Here is a 23,609-nt window from a genome sequence, read left to right as displayed (position 1 = left end):
CAAAGGCCGGCCAGATCGCGATAAGAACTTCAATGCAATCCAACTGCACCGCGCCGAGTGACCAGCTTCGCTGGTTGTAAAGCGCCTTCGGCCTACGCCGGAACAACGAGCAAGAGCACATCACCTCCTCGATCGTGGCCAGCAAGCCCCCATGCGCAGCCACCTACAACACCGGCCGCGCAAGCACTCCAGGCAAAGCCTCGGCCTTGAGCAATTCCTCGTAGACCTCGATGGTGCGCTGGATCACCAGCCGCTCGTCGAATTCCTCCAGCGCCTTCTGCCGCGCGCGGCACCCCAGCCGCCGCAAGAGCTCGCGGTCGTCGTCCAGGCGGGCGATGCAATCGGCCAGCGCGCGCGCGTCGCGCGGCGGCACGCGCAGGCCGTCGATGCCGTCCTGCGCCACCACTTCGCGGCAGCCGGGGCGGCCGGTGGTGATGATCGCCAGGCCGCAGGCAGCGCCTTCGATGAGGCACTTCGGTACGCCTTCGCAGTAGTAGCTCGGCAGGGCCATCGCATCGACCCGCGCCAGCAGGGCCGGCATGTCCTCCACGTGCCCCAGCCAGCGCACCACGCCCTCCCCGGCCCACTGCCGCACCTGCGCCTCGGCCACCGCGCGCGGGTTGCCCGGGTCAGGCGTGCCGGCGAGCAGGAACTCCACCTCGCGCCCCTCGGCCGCCAGCAGCCGCGCGGCCTCGACGAATTCGCCCACGCCCTTCTCCCACAGCAGCCGCGCCGCCAGCAGCACGCGCAGCCGCGCCGCTCCGCCAAGCCGCGTCGCCGGCGGCTGGAAGCGCGCGGTGTCCACGCCGGAGCTGCGGATCACCCGGATGCGCCCCGGCGCCACCGTGCGCGAACGCACGAAGACCTCGGCATCGTCGGGGTTCTGCAACACCAGCAGCGAGCGACGGCCGTCGAAGGCGATGCGCATCAGCGTGCCGACCAGCGGACGCAGCAGGCGCGCCTTGGGGCGGTTGCAGGTGAATACGTAGCCCATGCCCGCCACCGCGTTCACCACCGCCGGCACGCGCGCCGCCCGCGCGGCCAGCGCGCCATACACCGCGCACTTCACGGTGAAGTTGTGCAGCAGGTCCGGCCGCTCCCGCTCGAGCAGGCGCACCAAGCGGCGCAGCGTGAGCGCCTCGCGCCACGGGTTGAGGCTGGCGCGATCCATCGGCAGCACCAGCCAGCGGAAGCCGTGCGCGGCGAAGCGCACGCCGAACTCGCCCGGCGGCGAGAGCATCACCACTTCGTGGCCCTCGGCCTGCAGGCGCTGCGCCGTGGACAGGCGGAAGTTGTAGAGGTACCAGTCGGTGTTGGCGAAGAAAACGAATTTCATCGGTCCGATCCCTCGCGTGTCGGCGCTTCCTCCACGCAGCCGGTGCCCGGGCGAGGCGCCCGCGCCTAAGATGAAAACGTGTTGCCCGAAATGCGGACGTTGCGGGTGGACGGGTCCACCCGCAGGTCGCGGGAGACGCCGCCCGCGTCGGCCGGCAGGGCCAGCGGCCGGCGCCGGGTGAAGAAGCGCGCGCTGTTGCGCTGGACCAGGTTGGCGGTGATCTGCACGTCGTAGGCGCGCGCCGTCATGGCGATGCCGTCCAGGCCGTTGCCGGTGATGGTGTTGCGCTCCAGCGTCACCTGCCCCGGCCCCACGCCGAGCACGCCGTAGCCGCGGTTGCCGGTGATCGTGCAGGCCACCACCACCAGCCCGACCACGTTGTCGTGCAGCTCCAGCCCGCAGCCCTGGTTGCCGGACAGGGTGCAGCCCTCGATGCGGATGTCCTGCGCCATGCCCTGCGTCTGCGGCTCGATGTCGATGCCGGACTGCGGCCGGGTGCCTTCGGTGTTGCGGAAGATGCAGTCGATCACGCCGACCCGCCGGCACGGCGTGATCGACAGCCCCTGGCGCCGGTTGCGGTCGCACACCACGCGGCGCAGCTCGATGTCGGTGGATTCGACCGCGCTGCCGCGGCGGCCGGTGGCGCCGATGAACACGCCGTCGCCCCAGCAGTCGGTCACCTGGATGTCGCGCACGCTGACCTGGTGCGCGGCGCGGATGCAGATGCCGTGGCCCCACTCGCCGGTGTCGCCGCGGTGCTGGTCGCGCTCGCCGACGATGCGCCCGCCCACGATCTCGACATTGCTCACCTGCAACACCTTGAGCACGCACGAGCGCTCCAGGCCGTTGGGCATTGCCTGCAGCTGCGCCTGCGGCGCCATTCGCAGGCGGGTGCCGGAGCGCAGCACGATCGAGCGCGCCGCATCGACCAGGTAGATGCCAGGCGGCACCGTCACCGTGCCGCCTTCGGCCGGCAGGGCGTCGATGGCGGCCTGGATGGCGGCGGTGTCGTCCTGGCGCCCGTCGCCCCTGGCGCCCTTGCTGCGCACGTCGATCACGGTGGTGCCAGGGATCGCGGCGAGAAAGGCCGAGGCGAAGGATCGTCCCGCCGCGGCGCCCAGCACCCACGGCGCGACGGCCGCCAGCCCCGCCTGCCGCAGGAACGCGCGGCGGCTGCCGCTGGCCGGCTCCGGCGGGCGCGCGGCGCGTTTCATGGCAGGGCGCCTCCCGCCGGCTTCGCGCCGGCCCCGCCGCCGAGGCGGCTGTGCAGCCACGGCAGCGTGATCGCCAGCAGGTAGAACTTGGAGGCGAAGTACTTGTTGTCGAGCCGGTGGCGGTTGGCGAGCAGCCAGCCGGGCGCGCCGGGCAGCAGGTCGCGCGCCTCCACCGCGTAGCCGTACACCTGCTCGAAGCGCTGCCGGGCCAGGCCGCACAGGTCGAAGCGGAAGCAGCCCTTGGCCTTCACATACGGCAGCTGCTCGAAATGCCGGGCGATGTGCCGGCGCACCAGCACCTTGTTGACACCGCCGGGGCCGATCCGCCGGTCGTGCGGCACCTCGCGGAACACCCAGTCGCACAGGCGCGCGTCGCAGTACGGGTACACCACCCGCAGCGCCAGCGCGTTGGCCGCGTACATGCCCTTGCCGAAGGTGGCCGCCTCCACGATGGTGGCGGCCAGCCGCCGGCGCTCCTCCATGGAGCCGGCGGCGGTGATCTCCGCGCGGAAGGTTTCCAGCCGTTGCCGCGACTGGCCCGAGATCTCCCGCCCGAACAGCGCGTCCACCTCCGCGTCGCTGAAGCGCGAGCCCGGGTAGAAGCGCTCGAAGCCGTTCATCTGCAAGGTGCCCAGGGCGTAGCAGAGCTTGAAGTTGCGATCGATCAGGCCCCACTCCAGCACGCTGCGCGGCAGGCGCACGCTGCGCGCGAGCAGCGCCTGCACGCGCTGGCGCCAGTGCGTGGGCAGACCGAAATAAGGGTCCGAGCCCATCGCATCGACGATGCCGTCGCCGTCGTAGGCGGCGATCTCGGTCGCCAGGTCCGCGTAGGAGAGCATGGCGAAATCCGCCGTCAGCAGCGGCATGCGCGGCACCATCGCCAGGTAGCGGTCGTAGGCGCGGCCCGGGTCGCACACCAGCGCCTCGTGGCGCAGGCCGAGCTGGCGCGCCACGAAGCGCGCCGAGTCCACCTCGTTCTCCTCGTGGCCGCCGAGGTAGGTGATGCAGGTGGCCTGCGGCTTGGCCTCGGCCAGCGCGATCGCCATCGAGGTCGAGTCCTTGCCGCCGCTCTGCAGCAGCCAGGGCGAGCGCATGCCGGCGCAGGAGCCCGCCACCGCCTCGCACAGCAGCTCGTGGTAGGTCTTCAGCAGCTGCTCGTCGTCCACCGGCGAGGGCGGGCGCACCGACATCGGCGCCGGTCGATAGACGAAGCGGAAGCGCGGGTCCTCGTGCAGGTCGTGGGCCGGGTCGAAGCCGGCGATGATGGCCACCTTCACGTCCTGGTAGATCGAATGCGGCGGGTAGACGAAGGCGTTGCGCAGGAGGTCCGCGATCGACACCGCATCCAGCGCGGCGCCGTGCGCGTGCTCCGCCAGCGAGGAGAAATCCACCTCGCGCGCGCCCGGCGGCAGGTGGATCTGGATGCGCCGCGCGAGCATGGGTGAAGCCGCTTCAGGTCCCTGCATGAGCGACGCGGTCATAGGGTCACCATGTGTGTGACGTAGTAGGCGAATACGCCGCAGGCGACCACCAGGCCGCCTCGCAGCAGCACCGGGTTGCGCAGCGGGGCCAGGCGGCTGTGGAAGCACATCGCGGCGAGCATCAGGGACGCCGACATCCACGCCGGCAACAGATAGCGGTTGGAGTAGTTGCCCCAGCCGATCAGGAAGAACGGCAGCAGCTCGGCCAGGTAGATCGCGGCGCCGTGCTGGATGCGCCGGTCGAACGGCTCGCGCACCAGCCGCCCCAGCACGTAGGGCAGCAGGTACCAGAAGATCGAGAACAGCGCGAAATCCAGCCGCACGCCCGCGCGGTACACGGCGTTGGGGCTGTAGGCCATGACCATGTTGTAGAGCACGGGCACGCCGGTGCGCACCAGCAGCATCGTCAGCCCCGAGCAGTAGGCCAGGAAGGCCGCCGCCGCCGCCAGCCTGAGCATGCGCTCGCTGAGCAGCAGCACCGGCGCGCAGGCCAGGTACAGCAGCGAGGAGTAATGGAAACTCACGGCCAGCGCGCCGTATACGAAGAACGCGCGCCACTGCCGCCGGTGGAACGCCAGCAGCGCCGTGAACACCAGCATCGAGGCCACGCCCTGGCGCACCGCGTTGATCGCGCCGTTGACGAAGGTGGGCGAGAGGAACAGCCACATCAGCGCGGCGACCAGGAAGCCCAGATAACCGCGCTCGCTCCCCAGGTAGTCGAAATAGCGACGGCTCGCCACGAACACGGTCAGCAGCATCAGCGCGAACAGGCTGGCCTGGTAGGCGTGCAGGCTCATGCCGGCGGAACTCAGGGCATGGGTGAACAGCACGAAGCTCGGCTCGAAGCGGGTACCACCCACGCCTTCGCGCAGCGACACGAAATAGGCGGCATAGACGTGGGTGTCGGTGCCCACGTCGATGCCGCGCAGCCCCACCACCGCATCGGCGAACAGGCAGGCCGCGGCGAGCAGCATCAGGCTGAGCAGGATGCGCGCGTTGACCAGGCTCGAGTGGCTTTCGTCGTAGGCGATCGCAGGCTGCATGTCACGCCCTCCCCGAGCGCGCATCGCGCCAGAGGCGCCAGGCGATGGCGAGGCGGCGGCCGTAGGTGATCACGCAGCGGCGCACGTAGCGCACCACGCCGATGGTGTTCACCAGGTACAGCTGCCCCCGCCCCAGCAGGCCCTGCGCATGCAACACGCGGCGCGCATCGATGCCGGCCTTGTACATCGCGGCCAGGTCGCCGCTCAGCCCGCCGGCGCCGAACGGCGGCTTGTGCCAGGAGGCCAGCACCTGGTTGATCTTGGCGCAGCGGTAGCCGGAGAGCAGGATCTGCGCCCACAGCAGGAAATCCTCCGAACGGCGGCGGCTCTCGTCGAAGCGGAACGGCAGGTCGCGGCGGATCACGATGGAGGCGGTGGGGAACGGGCTGCGCAGTTGCAGCAGATGGCCGGGCAGCACGCGCACCTTCATCGGGTAGCGCTGCGCCGGCGGCGGCGCCGAGCGCAACTGCACGTTCATGCGATGGGCGAGCAGCGCGATCTGCGGGTCGGCGGCCAGCACCTCCATCTGGATCTTCAGCTTCTGCGGGTGCCAGGTGTCGTCCGCGTCGAGGAAGGCGATGTAGGGCTGCGTGGCGTGCGCCCAGCCCAGGTTGCGCGCGCCCGAGGGCCCGGTGTTGCGCGACAGGGCGAACACCCTGACCCAGCCGGGCGGATAGGCCCGCGCGACCTTGTGCAGCTTCTCGCGCGTGCCGTCGCCGCTGGCGTCGTCCACCAGCAGCACCTCGGCCGGCTTGAGCAGCTGCGCCGCCACCGAAGCCACCGCGCTGTCGATGGTGGCCGTGCAGCGGAAGCAGGGCACGATCACGCTGACCGGCGCCACGCCCTCGACGGCCGCGCCGTCGGGGTCGAGGACCGCCCGCGCAAGCGCGTCCGGCCGTCCCTCTCGCTGCGCTTGTTCGATCAGTACGTTCACGTTGCCGCTCTCCGCTCAGTGGACCAGGACTTCCGAGAGACGCGCCGTCGCCATGCGCGTCTGCGCCTGCAACTCCTCGATGCGCCGGTACAGCAGCAGGCGCAGCGTGCCCTCCTCGCGCACCAGCCAGTCCAGCGAGCGCTGCAGCGCCTGCGCCGAGATGTCCAGGCTCGACAGCACCGGCTCCTCGCTGCCGAACAGGTCGTGGTTGATGCCGCGCGCCTTCACGCTGTAGGCGATCGAGACCGTGGGCACGCCGCTGGAGAGCGCCGCGATGGTGGCGTGCGTGCGCGCCCCAATGAAAAAGCGCAGGCGGCTGATCACATACTTGGTCTGCACCGCGTTGAAGTCGTTGGGCATCATCGTCACCGCCCCGCCGAGGTCGGCGACCTGGTCCAGCAGGGCGGCCATGTATTGCGCGTCGTCGTCCTGCACCCGCCCGCGCAGCGAGTTCGCGTGCGGCACCAGCAGCACGCCCAGGCCGCGCTCGCGCACGGCGTGGCGGATAAAGCCGGCCACCTCGCCGCGCACGTCGTGGCCGGCCTTGCCGTAGCGCTCCAGCAACTGGCTCACATTGAGGCCCAGCACGTGGCCCTCGCCCATCGGCCAGAACGGCGCCAGATCCACCGGCTGCTTGGCCAGCATGAAGGCCGGATCGGCCATGCGGACCAGGTTGCGCAGGCCCAGCTTGTGCAGCAGGTAGTCGTGGCTGACCGACTCGCGCGTGGCCACGAAGCGCATGCGCGCCAGGTGCCGGGTGATCGGCTCGACGAAGGCCGGCTCGCGCTCGAACGGACCGACCGATGCGCCCCACAGCACCACCGGCTTGCCGAGGTCCATCGCCCATTTGTCCACGCTCATGATCGGCGTGGGCAGGCGGTAGTCCAGCGAATAGTTGTCGCCGCCCACCGCCAGCACCGCGTCCACCGAGGCCAGCTGCGCCTCCAGCCAGTGCGGCAGCGGAAACGGCCAGCCCGCGCGCTTGAAGAGCGGCAGCCGCTGCAGGTTGACCCAGTAGCGCGTCTGCGGCGGCAGGTAGGCCGGCACGAAGCGCACGCCGCCCTCGGCCGCGTCGGGCCACTGCGCGCTGTCGCGGGCGATGTCGGTGGAAGGCACCAGCACCTCGACCTCGCCGAACTGCTCCCTGAGCAGCCCTACCGTGCTGCGCACGATCGCCTCGCAGCCGCGGTTGCCGAAAGTGCGTTGTCCGGAGAGATAGAAGCGCTTCACGGGGCTAGTCCAGGTGGGTGAGGATGCTGGCGAGCGGCCGCCGCGCGGAGTAGCAGACCTTCAGGCGTTCGCTCGCGTAGCCCACCGCCATCAGCATGATCACGGTGTGCGCGCCGTCGATCGCCACCGCGCGGCGCAGGGCCAGGTCGTCCAGCGGGCCGCGGCTCCAGTTGAGGCAGCACGAGGCCAGCCCCAGCGCGTGCAGCGCCAGCACCAGCGACATCGCGAACATGCCGCCGTCGATCCAGTGCTGGAAACGCTCGCCGTGGCTGTCGAAGGCGCGCAGGTCGGCGGTGACGATGAGCAGGCACGGCACCTCGTGGCCGAAGCCGCGGTTGCCGTTCTGCAGCGCCAGCGCGCGGTCGATGCTCTCGCGCCGGTCGAGCTGGTAGACATGCCAGGCCTGCCGGTTGCACACCGAGGGCGCCTTCATCGCCAGCCGCACGGCACGCTCGAGCAGCGCCTGCGGCACCGGCTCGGGGCGGAAGTCGCGCACCGAGTGGCGGCTGAGGAAAAAGCGCTCCGGGTCGTCCAGCCGCCCGGCCCGCAGCGCCTCGGCGCTCAGTTCGAGCACGCCGCCCTCGGCGGGCCACAGCGCCGCGCGGCGCAGGAACTCGCTGACCTCGCGCCGCGGCGCCTCGGCCGGCGCGGCGGCGACGAAATCGCGCAGCACCTTGATGCCCACCGTCTCGTGGTAGCCCAGCGCCGCCGCGTCGAAGCCGCCGCGGCTCAGCAGCCGCACCAGGTCGCCCGCGGCGTCCCAGCCCGAGCCCTGCCGGCGCTGGCGGAAGCTCAGGCTCTTCTCCAGCCGGTGGTAGGCCTTGACCGCCTTGTAGTCCTTCTTGCGCCGGTCACGGCGGCCACGCCAGCCGGCGTAGCGCACGTAGCGCGAGAAGTCGTAGCCGAAGCCGCACAGCGCAGCGAGCACGTTGCGCGCGGGCCGCAGCGCGTCCTTCAGGCGTCGCACCGCGCGGCTCATGGCGTCACCTCGCGCGCGGCCGGGTAGAACCGGCGCACGCCCAGGTACGAGGCCATCAGCAGCACGCCCTCGCCTATCACCGTGGCCGCCGCCGCGCCCAGCTCGTGGAAGACCGGGATCAGCAGCAGGTTGAGCACCACCACCACCAGCGCGCTCGCCCCCATCACGAACACCCGGTAGCGCGTGTGCTGCTCATTCAGCAGTGCCGAGCCCACGCCGCTGGAGAGAAAACGCAGCGGCGCGCACAGCGCCAGCATCATCAGCACCGGCACCACCGGGCGGTATTTCTCGCCGAACGCGAGCGGCACCAGCGAAGGCGCCAGGGCCACGATGGCGCAGCCCACCAGCAAGCCGGAGACCAGCATGGCGAGGTTGCCGTGGCGATAGATCAGCCAGAACTTGGCGGGGTCGTGCACGGCCCAGCGGTGCTGCTTGGAGAGCAGGAACTTGTGGTACACGGTGAGCGGGATGAGGTAGGTGGCCGTCATCACGCCGAGCCCGATGCCGAAGATGCCGGCCTCCACGTTGCCGTCCAGGTACTTGAGCAGCACCGTGCTGATCTGGAAGAAGATCGGATACAGCACCGCCCCGAGCCCGTAGGCCCAGGCCTGCGACCACACCTGCATCGCCCCCGGCGCCACGGCCGCCTCCGGCGCGGCCGGGCGCGGGCCGTGCCCGCGCAGCTGCATGCGACCGCGCAGCATCGCGTTCAACTGCGGCAGCGCCAGCAACGCCACGCCCAGCGAGATCACGCCGAAGCCCATCGCCACGAAGCGACCGGCCAGCGAAGGCACCGCCATCAGCAATACCGCCACCAGCAGGCGGCTGCCCGGCGTCGTCAGCTGCCACAGCGCCAGCGCGTGATCGCGTTCCTCCAGCCTGAGCTTGCTGCTGATCAGCGCCACCGCCGCGACGCCCAGCACCACCGGCGACAGCAGCAGCAGCGTGCTGGCCGCGTCGGCCGGCGCGCCGGTAAGGGCCCACAGCACCACCGACGCCAGCGTGAGCAGCGTGGTCGCGGTAATGAAGCGCAGCGAGGGCCGCAGCCAGCGGCCCGCCGCCCAGCCTTCGGCGCCGTACACCTTGAGCCAGAACTGCGCCAGGCCGAAGCCGGCCAGCGGCGCGATCATGGTGACGGTGGCCAGCGAGGAGGTGAACAGGCCGAAATCCGCCGGCCCCAGCTCGCGCGCCAGCAGCGCCTGGGTCAGGAAGGCCATGCCGGCGCCGAGCGCCGTGGCGATCCACAGCATCGAGATGGCGGCGAGTGCACGCCGCGCGCCCGGCGACACGCCGGTCAGCCGCCGCGTCACGCGGGCGAAGGCGCCGGAGCGGGCCGGCGGGGTGCTCTCCCCTACGTGCTCACGGCCTGCCGCCGCCGGCGGCCGTTCCAGCGAGGACATCGGAACGCGCCCGCCCTGCGCAGGCGGCATGCGCGCGGCCTCGCGCAATGCTGCGCCTGCGCGCATCGCCGGCCCGCTCTCCGCCAGGCCGGCGCCGGCGACCTGTTCGGCCGGGCCGGCGCCCAAGGGGATGGATTTAAGTGCCATGCTTTTTTCTTGTCGGGGGTCGGGGCCGGTTACCTGGCGCATCAGGCTTTCGTGGTGGCGTATTCGTAGTAGGCGTAGGCGTAGTAGCCGGCGCTGCGTTTCTCCACGGCGTTGAAGATCGCACCCTTGAGCGCCACGCCGTTCTGCTCCAGGCGCTGCTTGGCCAGCGCGATCTCGCGCGTCTGGTTGAGGCCGAAGCGCACCACCATCAGGCTGGTGCCGGCGTGGTGACCGATCACCGCCGCGTCGGTGACGGCGAGCACCGGCGGGGTGTCGATGATGATCAGGTCGAAGCGCGGCTTGAGCTTGTCGAGCAGCGCGGTGAAGTGCGCGTGCATCAGCAGCTCGGACGGGTTCGGCGGCACCTTGCCCCGCGCGATGAAGTAGAGGTTCTCCGCCCCCTCCACCGGACGGATCGCCTGGGCCAGGGTGATCTGCCCGGCGATCAGCTCGGACAGCCCGTCCTCCGGCCTCCCGCCCACCAGCGTGTGCAGCGCGCCCTTGCGCATGTCCGCGTCCAGCAGCAGCACTCGCTGCCCGGCCTGTGCGATCACCGCGGCGAGGTTGGCGCCGACGAAGGTCTTGCCCGCGGCCGGGCCGGGGCTGGCGATCATCAGCAGGTTGTTCTTCGCCTCCAGCCGCGCGAAGTGCAGGCTGGTGCGCAGGCTGCGCAGCGCCTCCACCGCCAGGTCCTCCGGCTCGCTCTGCGCCAGCAGGTGCTGGGCGTGCGCGCTGCCATGGCGGCGGCCCTTGGCGCGTACCGCGATCTCGCGCTCGGCCGCGCTCAGCGGCACGCAGGCGTACACCGGCAGGCCCACGTGCTCGATCGCCGCCAGGTCTTCCACGCCGCGCTTGAGCATCTGGCGCACGAAGATGAAGGCCAGCGCCAGCAACCCGCCCAGCACCGTGCCGCCCAGCACCACCAGGATCCGCCGCGGCCAGACCGGCTTGGCGGTGTTGGTGGCCGCGCGGTCCACCACGCGCACGTTGCCCACCGTGCCGGCACGCGCGATGTCCAGCTGCTGCGCCTGGTTGAGCAGGCTGGTGTAGGTCTGGTTGCTGACCTGCACGTCGCGGGTCAGTCGCAGCAGCTCCTGCTGCGTGTTGGGCAACTGCCCGACCTGCCGCTCCAGCGCGGCCTTCTTGCCCTGCAGGCCGCCGATCTGCTGCGCCAGCGCCTGGTAGTTCGGGTGGTTGCGCGTGAAGCGGTGCTCCACGTCGGCCATCTGCAGGCCGAGCTGGGCGATGTTGGTGTCCAGCGCCACCACCTGGTCGAGCAGGCCCTTGGTCTGCAGGCTGATGTCCACCGAGCGGGCGCGGGTCTGGAAGGCGTTCAGCGCGCGGCTGGCCTGCTCCAGGTCCATCTTCACCTTGGGTAGCTGCTCCTTGACGAACTTCAGGCTGTTCGCCGCCTCGGCCGAGTTGCGCTCCACGTTCTGGCGCACGTACAGGCTGCTGACCTGGTCGAGCAGCTGGGTGGCCAGCACCGGGTCCGGGTTGCGGTAGGTCATCTCGATGATGCCCGAGTCCTTGCCCTGCTCCACCGCCAGGATGCCCTGCTGCAGGGCGGTGATGGTGGCCAGGTGCGAGTAGCGCGCCACGTCGAAGCGGGTGCCCGGGTTGGCGCGCAGCGACTGCACCTGGATGGTGATGCCGTGCGCCGTGGCCGACTCGCCCACGCGGCCCCACAGCAGCACGTTGTCGTCGTCGTCCATCAGCGTGTAGGCGCCCTGCTCGCCGGCGACGATGTGCAGCGGCTGGTCGAGCAGGCCGGACGGCACGTCGAGCTGGAAGATGTTTAGCTCGGCCCCGCCCCAGTCGTAGCTGTTCATGCCGCCGAGCGGCGGCGCCACGTCGCCGGGCTTGTCCGGCGCGTAGCGGCGGGCGATGAAGTCGCCGATCAGCGGAAAGCGCTTCGGCTCCACGTCGATGTCCAGCTTGAGGTTGGTCACCGCCTGCCCGATCACCGTGCGCGAGGTGAGCAGCGCGATCTCGGTGGTGGCCTGCGAGGTCGAGGCGCCCAGCGTCTGGGTGAGATCGTCCAGGCCCGGCAGGCTGGGCACCTTCTGCTCGACCTGCACCGTGGCGCTGGCCTCGTAGATCGGCGTGGCGAGCACCGCGTAGAGCACGCTCAGCACGCAGAACGCCGCGGTGACGCCGGCGATCAGCCACTTGTGGTCGAGCAGCGTGCCGAGCAGCGCGCGCAGGTCGACGTCGTCGTCCCGGCGCGGCGAGGAAGGAAAGGTTTGCTTTGCGGTCATGACGCCCTCGCTCCTTAGGCTGGACGGAGGTTCACAGGTAGCGCAGCCAGCTGCCGACGCCACGCTCGATGGCAGCGTGGACTTCCTCGAACATCCGGCGCGAATGCCGGTACGGATCGGGGACGTCGCTGCCGCCGTGCCATTTGTCGAACAGGAAAAACTTGCCGCTGGCCTCCGGCGCGAGCCGCGCCATCGAGGCCAGGTGGCGGTGTTCCATGGTCAGCACGAGGTCCGCCTCGCGCAGCATCGAGGGCTCGAGCTGGCGCGCGCGGTGCGCGCTGGCGTCGATGCCGCAGTCGTGCAGCAGCGCGATGGCGTTGTCGTCCATCGGCCGGCCCACCAGCGCACCCAGGCCCGCGCTGCGCACCACGATGCCCCGGCCGCCCAGGCGGTAGCGGAACAGGAACTCCGCCACCGGGCTGCGGCATACGTTGCCAAGGCAGACGATCAGGATGCTCTTGAACACGCCCTGCTACCCCCTCGCCCTTGCATGGAGCCACTACGGAGCGCCCTGCGGGCTCCGCAACCATTTGTCCCTGTAAATCCGGAAAAACCATTCCGGCGCGGCCCGCAAGAAAACCGATCAAATCGCCGCGAACGACCCGACCGAAAGGCCGGGAACCGGAATCTAATAGCATTCCAACGGAAAAATCAAATTAGACATCCTTTTCATTTAAATAAATAAAGCAAGCCGCGACAACCATGTAATTTTTTCACCCCGCAATACGGCTGTAGGGACTTCTCATTCCATTCACGAGTGCTGGCGTTAGCTTTGAAGAGCTTGCTTCAATTTCGGCCCGGGATGGGCCTTTTCGCGGCACCGCAAGGCTTCAAACGTCCGCCCGGACGCATGGCCGCCAGGCATTATCTCCCGCTGGCGACACCATCCACGCAGCCGGCCGGCCTATATCGGAAAGCGGATGCAATGGCACCAATGGCCGACTCGCCCGCGCTTTCGATTTAGACGGCACGGATTTCCAGCATCAGGCCATCGAGAAAGAAGGGATGCATTATGAAAAAGAAGCTCTACGCCATAGCTCTTTTCGCCATCCTGCTCGGCGGCTGCGCCATCGTGCCGGGCCAGCACATGGACGTCGGCGCGCTCGAACGCGACGACAGCCGCGTGAAGCTGGTGCAGATCACCCCCGAGCTGATCGGCGCCAGGCAGAACGAGCCGGCGATCCCGCCCGAGCTGCTCGACTACCAGCCGCAGCCCTACCAGATCGGCCCCGGCGACGCGCTCTACATCACGGTCTGGGATCACCCGGAGCTGACCTCGCCCGCCGGCTCGCAGCAGCAGACGGTCGCGAACGGGCGCCTGGTGCGGCCCGACGGCACCTTGTTCTATCCCTACGTGGGCACGGTCAAGGCCGCGGGGCTCACCATCGAGCAGCTGCGCCAGGAGCTGACCCGCAAGCTCAGCGCCTTCGTGCGCAACCCGCAGGTGGACGTGAACGTGATCGGCTACGGCAGCCACCTCATCACCCTGGAGGGCGCCTTCGTCAAGACCGACCCGCAGGTGCTCAACACCGTGCCGCTGACGCTCTCGCAAGCGATCGGCGCCGCCGCCATCAACACCGAGCAGGCCGACCTGTCCGGCCTGACGCTGATCCGCGACGGCCGCCGCTATCGCCTCGACCTCGACGCGATCAACCGCGGCCAGGGCGCCGATGCGATCTATCTCAAGCCCGGCGACAAGCTGTTCCTACCCTACAACGACAACAAGGAGGTCTACGTGGTGGGCGAGGTGATGCGTCCCTCGGCGATCTCCTTCAAGACCACCGCGCTCACCCTCACCCAGGTGCTCGGCCGCGCCGGCGGGCTGAGCCCGGTCACCGCCAACGGCGATGCGGTATACGTGATCCGCGGCTCGGAGAACCTCACCCAGACGCCGGCCGAGGTGTTCCACCTGAGCGCGCGCTCGCCGGCCTCCTACGCCCTGGCCGACGGCTTCAAGGTCGAGCCCGGCGACGTGGTGTTCGTCGGCGCCGCCGGCGTGACCAAGTGGAACCGCGTGCTGAGCCAGTTGCTGCCGCTGTCGGGCTTCATCTACAACGCCTCGCGGGTCGATAACAACAACTGAGCCGCCGCCGGTTTTCCCGGGCGCTTGGCATCGAACCATCGGACCGATCCGCCGGATCGGCCCGATGGTTTTTTCATGCCGCCATGGCGCAATGACCGTTGCAAAAACGGACATGCCGAATCATGCCCCGGAAGTATTTTCGGCGACACAACACTGTTGAAAATGCACTTGGCCGCATAAGCCAAATTTTGGTTTTTTATTTCAATGACGGCTTATTCGCCGGCGAAGCCGAATCGAACCGCGAATGGAAAAAATCCACCACGCCAATGGGCCGAGCCTGGCATTACCCGCCGAGAGCGTCAAGCAAGCCTTTTGCCATCGGGCTAAAACAGCCAGGCTTCCACGATTCAGCGCATGCCATCGCCACTGTATTCCCCGCCGAGGGCGCCGGAACGACGGAAAAACACATCGGAATGCACCGCCAATCCCAAGGCGGCTTCGAAAATCCCCAAGCGCTGGCTCGCGCCACAAAATCGCCTGCGCGACCCGTCGGGTGCGCCATGCGATCCCCCACGCCGGGCCCGGCACTCCCGCCTGCCGCCTCACCCTTGCGCCAGCCCATCCACCGCCTGGATCACCCGCTGCATCACCAGTTGCGCCGCGCGCGAGAGCTGCCGGCGCGGCGCCACGCACAGGGCCAGCACCAGCGGCTTGACGTGGCGGCCGTGCAGCGGCACGAAGGCCAGCCGCCCTTCCTCCAGATCGGTGGCGACGTCCAGCAGGCTCAGGATGCCGATGCCGGCGCCGTGGCGGATCAGCGAGCGCATCATGCGGATGTCGTTGCAGGCGATCGAATGCGCCCCTTCCATGTGGTGCCGCGCGTACAGCACCTTGGCGCGCTCGTGCACGATCAGCGGCGCAGCCGGCATCACCTGGCGATAGCCCATGATGCGGCTCATCGTCAGGCGCGCCTCGCCGGCCAGCGGGTGATCGACCGGCATCGCCACGCCGAGCGGGATGTCCACCAGCACGCGCACCTCCAGCGCGGCGTGCTCGACCGGGTCGAGCAGCAGGCCGAAGTCCACCTCCGAGGCGCTCACCTGCTCGCGCACGTGCTGGTTGTCCACCACGCGCAGGTCGAAGGTGAGGCGGGGGAATTCCACCCCGACCTCCGCGATGGTCTGCGCCACCAGCCCCTCGCTCAAGGCGTCGATGACCGCGATGGCCACGTGCCCGCGGCGCAGCCCGCGCAGCTCGTCGAAGCGCTCCACCGTGCGCGCGTGCTCCTTCTGCCAGCGCCGCAGGTCGTCGAGCAGCAGCTCGCCCGCGGAGGTCAGCCGCAGCCCCGTGGGCAGGCGCTCGAACAGCGCCGTCTCGAACTGCGCCTCCGCCAGCAGGATCTGCCGGTCGATCGCCGAGGCCGAGACGTGCAGCGCCTCGGCCGCCTTGCGCAGGCTGCCCAGCCGGGCCACCTCGAGGAAGTAGCGCGAGAAACGCGAGAAAGCGAACATTTTCGACCTGCTCTAATTTTTGCAACACCTTCCAAAAATATCTCTTATGGATTGCAACGCAACTTTTGCCTAGGTTGGGACCATCCACCGATCCGCAGGCGCCGCGCCGCTCGACACGGCCGCCACCTGCGCCCCGGAACGAACCTTTCCATCCCTCAAGGCAGCCACGATGAGCGCAACCCTCACGCCCCCGCCGCACTGCAGCTTCGACGTCGACGACTGGCAGCGGCTCGCCCGCCACTGGTACCCCGTCGCCAAGGCGGAAGAGGTCGGCGAGCGGCCCTACAAGGCCACCCTGCTGGACGAGCCCCTGGTCGTGTACCGGGTGAAGGGCGAGCTGGTGGTGGCGCGCGACGTGTGCCCGCACCGCGGCGTGCCGCTCACGCTGGGCACCCACGACGGCGAGGGCGTGGTGTGCCCCTACCACGGCCTGCGCTTCGGCGCGGGCGGGCGCTGCAATCGCGTGCCCTCCAGCCCCGACCAGCCCATCCCCGCCAAGCTCAACCTCACCACCTACCCGGCGGTGGAGCGCTTCGGCCTGGTCTGGACCTGCCTCGCGCCGGAGGAAGACGCCGCCACCACCTTCCCCACCATGCCGCACTGGGAAGACGCCGGCTTCCAGCAGATCGTCTGCCCGCCGGTGGACATCGCCTGCTTCGCCGGCCGCCAGGTCGAGGGCTTCATCGACGTGGCGCACTTCGCCTGGATCCACACCGAGACCTTCGCCGACCCGGACAAGCCCGAGGTGCCGCCCTATGCGCCGGTGGAAACCGCCTACGGCTTCGAGGTGGACTACCGCAGCACGGTGGGCAACTACCCCGTGGGCAGCATGGACGGCCGCGCGCCGTCCGAATTCGAGTGGCTGCGCCACTTCGAGGTGCACCTGCCCTTCACCGCCACGCTCACCATCCACTTTCCCGACGACCAGCGGCTGGTGATCATGAACGCCGCCTCGCCGGTGTCGGCGCGCAAGACGCGGCTGTTCGCCCCCATCGCGCGCAACTTCGACCTGCATATCCCGGTCGAGGACGTGCACGCCTTCAACCTCAAGATCTTCGAGGAAGACCGCCTGATGGTGGAGACGCAGAAGCCCGAGCGCCTGCCGCTGGACCTCACCATGGAGGCGCACATCCCGGCCGACCGCAGCTCCATCGCCTACCGCCGGGGCCTCAAACGCATGGGCTTCGGCCAGTTCTTCCTGGTCTGACCCATCCCCACACCGCGAGAGCGCCATGACCACCCTGTCCGTGATCATCGACACCCTCGCCGCGCAAGGCGCCGGCAACCTCGCCGTGCACCTGGTCGCGGCGGACGGCACCACGCTGCCGGCCTTCGAGGCCGGCGCGCACGTGGACGTCCATCTCCCCAACGGGCTGATCCGCCAGTACTCCATCGCCAGCTCGCCGCACCAGCGCGAGCACTACGTGCTGTGCGTGCGGCGCGAGCCGGCCTCGCGCGGCGGCTCGGCCTACGTGCACGACCAGCTGCGCGTCGGCCAACGGCTGGCGATCTCCCTGCCGCGCAACCTGTTCGCGCTGGAGCCCGCCGGCCACTACCTGCTGATGGCCGGCGGCATCGGCATCACCCCGCTGCTGGCGATGGCCGAGGCGCTGGACGCCGCCGGCACGCCGTTCGAGCTGCACTACTACGTGCGCGAGCGCGGCCACGCCGCCTTCGCCAGGCGCCTGGCCGCCGGCTTCCGCCACGGCGCAGTGCACGTGCACTGCGACGCCGAGGGCAGCAACCCGGCCAATCGCCTGCCGGAAGGCCTCGACACGCCCGGCGCGGCGCGGCGCCTGTATCTGTGCGGCCCGGACGGCTTCATGCGCTACGTCACCGACACCGCCTTGCAGCGCGGCTGGAACGAGGCGCAGATCCACCGCGAGGCGTTCGGCCCCGCGCCGGTGCCGACGGCGCCGGCCGCCACCGACGGCGCCTTCGAGGTGGAGCTGGCCTCGAACGGGCAGGTCTTCAGCGTGCCGGCGGACAAGACCATCGCGGCGGTGCTCTGCGAGGCCGGCGTCGAGGTGCCGCTGTCGTGCGAGATGGGCATGTGCGGCGCCTGCCTCACCCCGGTGGTCGCCGGCCAGGCCGACCACCGCGACACCGTGCAGAGCGAGGCGGAGAAGGCCTCGCCGAACCAGTACGTGACGCTCTGCTGCTCGCGCAGCCTCACGCCGCGCCTGGTCATCGGGCTCTGACCATGGCGGCCGTACGCGGACGCACGGCGGGCGGAGCCGATCCGGATGGACGTCCAAACGCCGGCCCCGCCCAGGCCGCCGCAGCCGGGCCCAGGTTGAGTTATTGGGGGGAAGCCGTTACAACCGACGCATCGCGGCAATGGCCAGACGCAGACCCGAGGGTCTGCCGGCTCGTTGCGGCCCGCCCCCGACCACCCTGCCCGTCGCGGGCCTCCCAGGACGCGGAGGCCGACGCCTCGGCATGGACGGCTGGCCGTTTTCTCAAGCAGCAATCCAAAGATTCAGATAGGGGACACCAAAGCATGCGCAAGACAGTGAAATGGCTGATGGCCGCCCTGCTCGGCACGTTCGCCGCCGCCGGCGCGCACGCCGCCGAGGAAGTGCGCGTGGTGGTGGTCGCCAACTGGGAGACCGGCGCCGACAGCGGCGACGCGCCCGGCGAGTACCAGGACTGGGTGGAGCGCGAACACCTGGACACCACGGTGCCGGTGCGCGGCGCGCCCGACGTGCTCCGCCGCAACAAGGAGGGCCTGTACGGCCTGGTGATGCGCCACGGCGTGATGGACCTGATCGCCTTCGCGCTCGACCCGCGCTTCGACCTCAGCCACACCTACTGGCTGTTCACCGGCATCTCCGGCGTGGACCCCAACGCCGCCTCCGTGGGTAGCGCCGCCTGGGCGCGCTGGGTGGTGGACGGCGACTGGGCCCGCGAGCTGGACGACCGCAGCATCCCCAAGGGCTGGCCCTACGGCATCTTCCCGATCGGCGCCCAGCGCCCCAACCAGCTGCCGGAGAAGCCCGAGGGCATGCTGCAGGAAGCCCTGCCGCTCAACGCCGGCCTGGCCTACTGGGCCTTCCACCTCAGCCGCGACGTGCCGCTCGGCGACGCCCCGGAAGTGGCCGCCCGCCGCGCCGCCTGGAAGGGCTACCCGCAAGCCCAGCGCAAGCCCTTCGTGCTGATGGGCGAGACCCTGGGCGCCACCCGCTACTGGCACGGCGAGCGGCGCAACCGCTGGGCCGAGGACTGGGTGAAGCTGTGGACCCGCGGCCAGGGCCTGTTCGTGATGACCAACGAGGAGAGCCAGCTCTACCAGCGCGCCATCCTGGCGCTGGCCGACCAGGGCTTCGTGGACCGCGACCGCGTGATGGTGCTGCGCACCGCCAGCAACTTCTCGATGCCGCCGCCGGGCGTGAGCGAGACGGCCTCCATCGGCGACGAGTCGCCGGGCATGGCGCTGGCCTTCGACAGCAACCAGCGCGCCGGCACGGTGGTGCTGCACGAGCTGCTCGCCCACTGGAACCGCTACCGCGGCGCCATTCCCAGCGCCTCGCCCTGACCGCACGCCCCTCGCCCGCCGGCAATCCGACCCAAGGCCCCGACCATGACGGCACGCACGCCCCGCCACCGCCAGACCCCCCCGCCCGCCGCCGCCCGCTGTTGCGAGGCGTGTCGATGATGGGCCTGAACTTCCGCCTCGCCGAACACGGCACCACGGCGCGCACCGAGCTGCTGGCCGGCGCCACCACCTTCCTGACGATGTCCTACATCGTCTTCGTCAACCCCGATATCCTCTCCAGCACCGGCATGGACCGCGGCGCCACCTTCGTGGCCACCTGCCTCGCCGCCGCGCTCGGCTCGCTGCTGATGGGCCTGATCGCCAACTACCCGGTGGGCCTCGCGCCCGGCATGGGCCTCAACGCCTTCTTCGCCTTCACCGTGGTCGGCGGCATGGGCTACCGCTGGCCCGAGGCGCTGGGCCTGGTGTTCGTCTCCGGCTGCCTGTTCCTGCTGCTCACCCTCACCGGCGCGCGGCGCTGGCTGATCGAGGGCATACCGCCCTCGCTGCGCTGTGCGATCGCCGCCGGCATCGGCCTGTTCCTCGCCATCATCGGCCTGCAGAAGGCCGGGCTGGTGGTGGCCGACCCGCACACCCTGGTCACCCTGGGCAACCTGCACCGGCCCGAGCCGCTGCTGGCGCTGGGCGGCTTCGTGCTGATCGCCATCCTGGAGGCGCGCAAGGTGCGCGGCTCGATCCTGCTCGGCATCCTGGCGGTGACCGCCGCCGGCCTGCTGCTCGGCAAGCTGCATTTCAACGGCCTGGTGGCGCTGCCGCCCAGCCTCTCGCCGACCTTCCTCAAGCTCGACATCCCCGGCGCGCTGCACGCGCACGGCGAGGGCTCGGCCATCGCCGGCCTGCTGCACGTGGTGCTGGTGTTCGTGCTGGTGGAGGTGTTCGACGCCACCGGCACGCTGATGGGCGTGGCCCAGCGCGCCGGCCTGCTCAGCAACGAGGCGCAGCGCCTGCGCTTCAACCGCGCCCTGTTCGCCGACAGCACCGCCATCCTCGCCGGCTCGCTGATCGGCACCTCCAGCACCACCGCCTACGTGGAGAGCGCCGCCGGCGTGCAGGCGGGCGGGCGCACCGGCCTCACCGCGCTCACCGTGGCCGCGCTGTTCCTGGCCGCCCTGCTGTTCTCGCCGCTGGCCGCCCTGGTGCCCGCCTACGCCACCGCCCCGGCCCTGATCTACGTGGCCGGCCTGATGCTGCGCGAAGTGGTGGAGGTGCGCTGGGACGACCTCACCGAATCGGTGCCCGCCGCCGTATGCGTGCTGGCGATGCCGTTCACCTACTCCATCGCCAACGGCCTGGCGCTGGGCTTCGTCAGCTACGCGCTGCTCAAGCTCGGCAGCGGCCGCTGGCGCGACGTGCACGCGGCGAGCTGGGTCATCGCGGCGCTGTTCGTGCTGCGCTACGCGCTGACCTAGCGGGCGAATGTTTCACCGGTGCGACCGGCGTCACGCCCGATTGTCGCACCCGGTTGACAGGTGTCCACGCAGAAATTTACGTTCATGATGGGAGTGGTGTAAGGCGCGAAAGGCCCCGCAGGGCCCAGGCGCGCCAGGCACGACGCAAGCCCGTCTTGTGCAAGGGGAGCTTTCCGCGGCGCGGCCTGGATCGCTGCAAGCGTTGAGAGTTCGGTCGAACTTGGATCGATCGAACGCCTCGCACAAGGTCTTGCGAGAGCCTTGTTCGAAGCATGGCGCCGCCGTTTTCGGGCGGCGCCGCATCACGGAGCGGTACGCAGGCACGGCACGGCCGAGGGACCGCCGCCGCACCGCCTCGCACGAATTTTTTCTCGGTCTTTACTTCGGAGAGCATGGGGATATGAAGAGCAACTATCTGGCCGCCGTCATCGCGCTGTGTCTGGGCACCGGCACCGCGATGGCCCAGGACGCGGACCAAACCAAAACCACACAGACCGAGAACCGCGCAAGCGTGTTCAGCACGTCCAACAACTCCTCCACCAACACCAAGCGCGTGCAGCAGATGACCGCGGTGAGCGTGTCGGGCCAGTCGGCCGCGCTGGGCGGTGGCAACATGACGGTGCAGGACGCCCCCAAGGCGGTGTCCACCATCACCCGCGAGGCGATCGAGAAAGTGTCGCCGAGCTCGGACTTCACCTCGATCATCGCCACCGTGCCGGGCGTCAATTTCCGCACCAACGACTTCACCGGCCTCAACGACGGCCACTACACCCTGCGCGGCTTCAACGAAGACGAGATCGGCATGACCGTCAACGGCGCGCCGGTCAACGACGCCGCCACCTACGCGCTCTACTCCACCGAGTACGGCGACGCGGAGAACATGGGCGACATCACCGTCTCCCAGGGCTACCCCGACCTCGGCATGGCCACCGCCTCCGCGGTGGGCGGCTCGGTGGCCTGGGTCACGCTCACGCCCTCGCACAAGGCCGGCGTGGACGTGAGCCAGTCCTTCGGCAGCAACAGCTTCCGCCGCTCCTTCGTGCGCCTGAACACCGGCGACACCGGCCCCGTGCGCTCCTGGCTGTCCTACTCGGACAACCGCGCGGACCTCTGGCGCGGCTCGGGCAAGATGCGCGTGACCAAGGTGGACGGCAAGTCGGTGTGGACCATCGACGACAAGAACTCCATCGCCGCCTCGCTGCAGTACAACCGCGAGTTCCGCCACAGCTACCTCAACCTGACCAAGGAAGAGGCGCGCGAGGACTACGACCAGAACTACGCCCGGCAGTTCGTGCCCGGCGGCAACCCGTTCGCCAACCTCGACTACTACAAGCTCAGCACCAACCCGTTCATCAGCTGGATCGCCAGCCTGGACGGCGAATTCACCCTCACCGACAGCCTGCGCCTCTCGGTAGTGCCCTACTTCCAGTACGGCCACGGCGGCGGCGGCTTCTCCATCCCGCTGTTCGAATCGGCCACCCCGTCCGATAGCTTCCTCCATGCCAATCAGGACGTGAGCGGCGATGGCGTCATCACCGACGGCCAGCCGGCCCCCGGCTACGCCTTCTTCCACTCCAACACCTACCGCCCGGGCATGCTGGTCAAGTTCAGCCAGGACTTCGGCATGAACAACACCCTGGAATACGGCGGCTGGTACGAGCGCCCGCGCCAGCAGCAGGGCTTCGTGGTGATGCCGGTGGACTCGAAGACCGGCGCCCCGTCCGACCTGTGGGGCGAGGACGAGAGCGTGTGGCTGCGCTACGCCAACGGTGCCCCGCAGCGCGGCGTGGAGAGCTACTCCGTCTCCAACACCCGCAAGGCGTTCGTCACCGACACCTGGACGCCGAACGACCAGTGGACCTTCACCTTGGGCGGCGCCTACCTGTGGATGAAGCGCAGCGGCTTCAACTTCAGCTCGCCCGGCTCCGCCGTGCAGGCCGGCGGCGACACCGGCGCCAGCTTCCACAAGTTCACCCCGGCCGGCGGCGTGAAGTTCCAGCTGGACGACAAGAACCAGTTCTACCTCGGCGTAGCCAAGACCTTCCGCCCGCCGACCGCGGGGCAGATCCTCAACAACGCCGTGGTGTCCGACCCGAAGTACCGCGTGCGCAAGGCCGAGACCGCGACCACCGCGGACCTGGGCTGGCGCTTCTACGGCGACAAGCTCTCCGCGAGCGTGGACGCCTTCGCCACCAACTTCCACAACCGCACCATCACCGGCACCATCCCGGGCACGCAGATCTCCACCTACCAGACCCTGCCCTCGGTGCACACCCGCGGCATCAACGCCGAAGGCAGCTATGCGTTCGCCGACCACTGGCAGGTGTACGCGGCCTACAGCTACACCCAGGCCCGCAACCAGACCAACATCTCGCTGGCGAGCGCCGGCACCCTGCCCGACGGCACGGTGACCGACGGCATCTACTACACCCGCGGCAAGCAGTTGGTGAACTCGCCGCGCAACCTCGCCAACGCGTCGCTGAACTTCGACTACGGCCAGTTCTGGGCCAGCCTGAGCGCGCGCTACACCGGCGCCTACTGGGCCGACTGGTCGAACACGGAGAAGGCCGGCGGCTTCACCACCTTCAACCTCAACGCCGGCTGGAAGTTCCACGACTTCAACGCCTGGTTCCACAAGCCGTACATCAAGCTCAACGCGTTCAACCTGTTCGACCGCAAGGCGCTGACCGCCACCGCCTCGGTGTCCAACTACCTGGCTGACGGCAACACGGTGGTGGGCAGCAACGGCGCCACCCTGGGCACCTACGGCACCCCGCAGTACAACCTGCTGCAGCCGCGCGCCTTCATGGTGACCTTCGGCGCCTCGTTCGACTGAGGCAAAGGCAAGAGCAACTCCCCCGTTGGGGCGGCGACTTCGGTCGCCGCCCATTTTTTTTGCGTGTTTTTCTTGATTTTCGAGGCAACCGCCCAAGTCGAACCTTGCCCAACCCCCTAGCCAACCGCGCCACCACCTTGTTCTTGAACTGTCCTGATTAGCGTCGAACCTCAGTGGCAAGTCGCGTGATTTGCGACGGCCGCGGAGGATGCTGAAGCCATGTTCACGACGGGAGTGTGAGTCATG

General features: G+C 69.6%; 17 protein-coding genes. 6 read left to right on the top strand and 11 right to left on the bottom strand.

Translation table 11 applies throughout. The features are described from left to right. Window positions 1-163 precede the first annotated feature (163 nt). From ACH65_RS16085 to ACH65_RS16040, 10 genes are all read right to left on the bottom strand, one after another. On the bottom strand, window positions 164-1,336 hold the full coding sequence (locus tag ACH65_RS16085; RefSeq protein ID WP_049623641.1) for a glycosyltransferase family 4 protein: 1,173 nt from the start codon (window positions 1,334-1,336) through the stop codon (window positions 164-166). Window positions 1,337-1,401: 65 nt separating this feature from the next. Then, on the bottom strand, window positions 1,402-2,550 hold the full coding sequence (locus ACH65_RS16080; RefSeq protein ID WP_049623640.1) for a right-handed parallel beta-helix repeat-containing protein: 1,149 nt from the start codon (window positions 2,548-2,550) through the stop codon (window positions 1,402-1,404). Further along, the gene (locus ACH65_RS16075) at window positions 2,547-3,989 is read right to left on the bottom strand and encodes an asparagine synthase-related protein (protein WP_049623639.1); all 1,443 of its coding nucleotides are present in this window, start codon (window positions 3,987-3,989) and stop codon (window positions 2,547-2,549) included. The genes ACH65_RS16080 and ACH65_RS16075 overlap by 4 nt, the downstream gene beginning before the upstream one ends. Window positions 3,990-4,027: 38 nt before the next feature. Continuing rightward, window positions 4,028-5,074, bottom strand: a complete 1,047-nt coding sequence (locus tag ACH65_RS16070) for an EpsG family protein (protein ID WP_049623638.1) — start codon at window positions 5,072-5,074, stop codon at window positions 4,028-4,030. Window position 5,075: 1 nt separating this feature from the next. Further along, window positions 5,076-6,008 carry a glycosyltransferase family 2 protein gene (locus ACH65_RS16065; protein ID WP_049623637.1) on the bottom strand — a complete coding sequence of 311 codons (933 nt, stop codon included), beginning with the start codon at window positions 6,006-6,008 and terminating at the stop codon, window positions 5,076-5,078. Window positions 6,009-6,023: 15 nt separating this feature from the next. Continuing rightward, on the bottom strand, window positions 6,024-7,238 hold the full coding sequence (locus ACH65_RS16060; RefSeq protein ID WP_049623636.1) for a polysaccharide pyruvyl transferase family protein: 1,215 nt from the start codon (window positions 7,236-7,238) through the stop codon (window positions 6,024-6,026). Between the two features lie 4 nt (window positions 7,239-7,242). Continuing rightward, window positions 7,243-8,217, bottom strand: coding sequence for a nitroreductase family protein (locus ACH65_RS18620; protein WP_064504886.1), 975 nt, complete (start codon window positions 8,215-8,217; stop codon window positions 7,243-7,245). Further along, a complete protein-coding gene (locus tag ACH65_RS16050) occupies window positions 8,214-9,764 on the bottom strand; it encodes a lipopolysaccharide biosynthesis protein (protein WP_082190371.1) in 1,551 nt (516 codons plus the stop codon). Before ACH65_RS16050 ends, ACH65_RS18620 begins: the two co-directional genes overlap by 4 nt. Window positions 9,765-9,805: 41 nt before the next feature. Continuing rightward, window positions 9,806-12,025: a polysaccharide biosynthesis tyrosine autokinase gene (locus ACH65_RS16045; RefSeq protein ID WP_049623634.1), complete on the bottom strand. Its 2,220-nt coding sequence runs from the start codon at window positions 12,023-12,025 to the stop codon at window positions 9,806-9,808. Window positions 12,026-12,056: 31 nt separating this feature from the next. Beyond that, window positions 12,057-12,491 carry a low molecular weight protein-tyrosine-phosphatase gene (locus ACH65_RS16040; RefSeq protein ID WP_049623633.1) on the bottom strand — a complete coding sequence of 145 codons (435 nt, stop codon included), beginning with the start codon at window positions 12,489-12,491 and terminating at the stop codon, window positions 12,057-12,059. 546 nt (window positions 12,492-13,037) lie between these two features. On the opposite strand from ACH65_RS16040, the gene ACH65_RS16035 reads away from it, so the two are divergent. Next, complete coding sequence (locus ACH65_RS16035; RefSeq protein ID WP_049623632.1) at window positions 13,038-14,108, top strand: polysaccharide biosynthesis/export family protein; 1,071 nt, start codon at window positions 13,038-13,040, stop codon at window positions 14,106-14,108. A 542-nt stretch (window positions 14,109-14,650) separates the two neighbouring features. On the opposite strand, the gene ACH65_RS16030 is transcribed toward ACH65_RS16035, so the two are convergent. Next, window positions 14,651-15,559, bottom strand: coding sequence for a LysR family transcriptional regulator (locus ACH65_RS16030; RefSeq protein WP_049623631.1), 909 nt, complete (start codon window positions 15,557-15,559; stop codon window positions 14,651-14,653). A 169-nt stretch (window positions 15,560-15,728) separates the two neighbouring features. On the opposite strand from ACH65_RS16030, the gene ACH65_RS16025 reads away from it, so the two are divergent. The 5 genes from ACH65_RS16025 to ACH65_RS16005 all read left to right on the top strand — a co-directional run bounded on the left by ACH65_RS16025 (window position 15,729) and on the right by ACH65_RS16005 (window position 23,363). Next, a complete protein-coding gene (locus ACH65_RS16025) occupies window positions 15,729-16,766 on the top strand; it encodes an aromatic ring-hydroxylating dioxygenase subunit alpha (protein WP_049623630.1) in 1,038 nt (345 codons plus the stop codon). A gap of 25 nt (window positions 16,767-16,791) precedes the next feature. Further along, on the top strand, window positions 16,792-17,760 hold the full coding sequence (locus ACH65_RS16020; protein ID WP_049623629.1) for a PDR/VanB family oxidoreductase: 969 nt from the start codon (window positions 16,792-16,794) through the stop codon (window positions 17,758-17,760). A 302-nt stretch (window positions 17,761-18,062) separates the two neighbouring features. After that, window positions 18,063-19,097 carry a purine-nucleoside phosphorylase gene (locus tag ACH65_RS16015; protein ID WP_049623628.1) on the top strand — a complete coding sequence of 345 codons (1,035 nt, stop codon included), beginning with the start codon at window positions 18,063-18,065 and terminating at the stop codon, window positions 19,095-19,097. Between the two features lie 116 nt (window positions 19,098-19,213). Beyond that, on the top strand, window positions 19,214-20,527 hold the full coding sequence (locus ACH65_RS16010) for an NCS2 family permease (protein WP_049623627.1): 1,314 nt from the start codon (window positions 19,214-19,216) through the stop codon (window positions 20,525-20,527). A 400-nt stretch (window positions 20,528-20,927) separates the two neighbouring features. After that, on the top strand, window positions 20,928-23,363 hold the full coding sequence (locus tag ACH65_RS16005; protein WP_049623626.1) for a TonB-dependent receptor: 2,436 nt from the start codon (window positions 20,928-20,930) through the stop codon (window positions 23,361-23,363). Window positions 23,364-23,609: the final 246 nt, after the last annotated feature.

This window comes from Frateuria defendens (genome assembly GCF_001182895.1).
GTDB classification, from domain to species: Bacteria; Pseudomonadota; Gammaproteobacteria; order Xanthomonadales; family Rhodanobacteraceae; genus Frateuria_B; species Frateuria_B defendens.
This window is presented reverse-complemented; position numbering and strand designations above follow the sequence as displayed.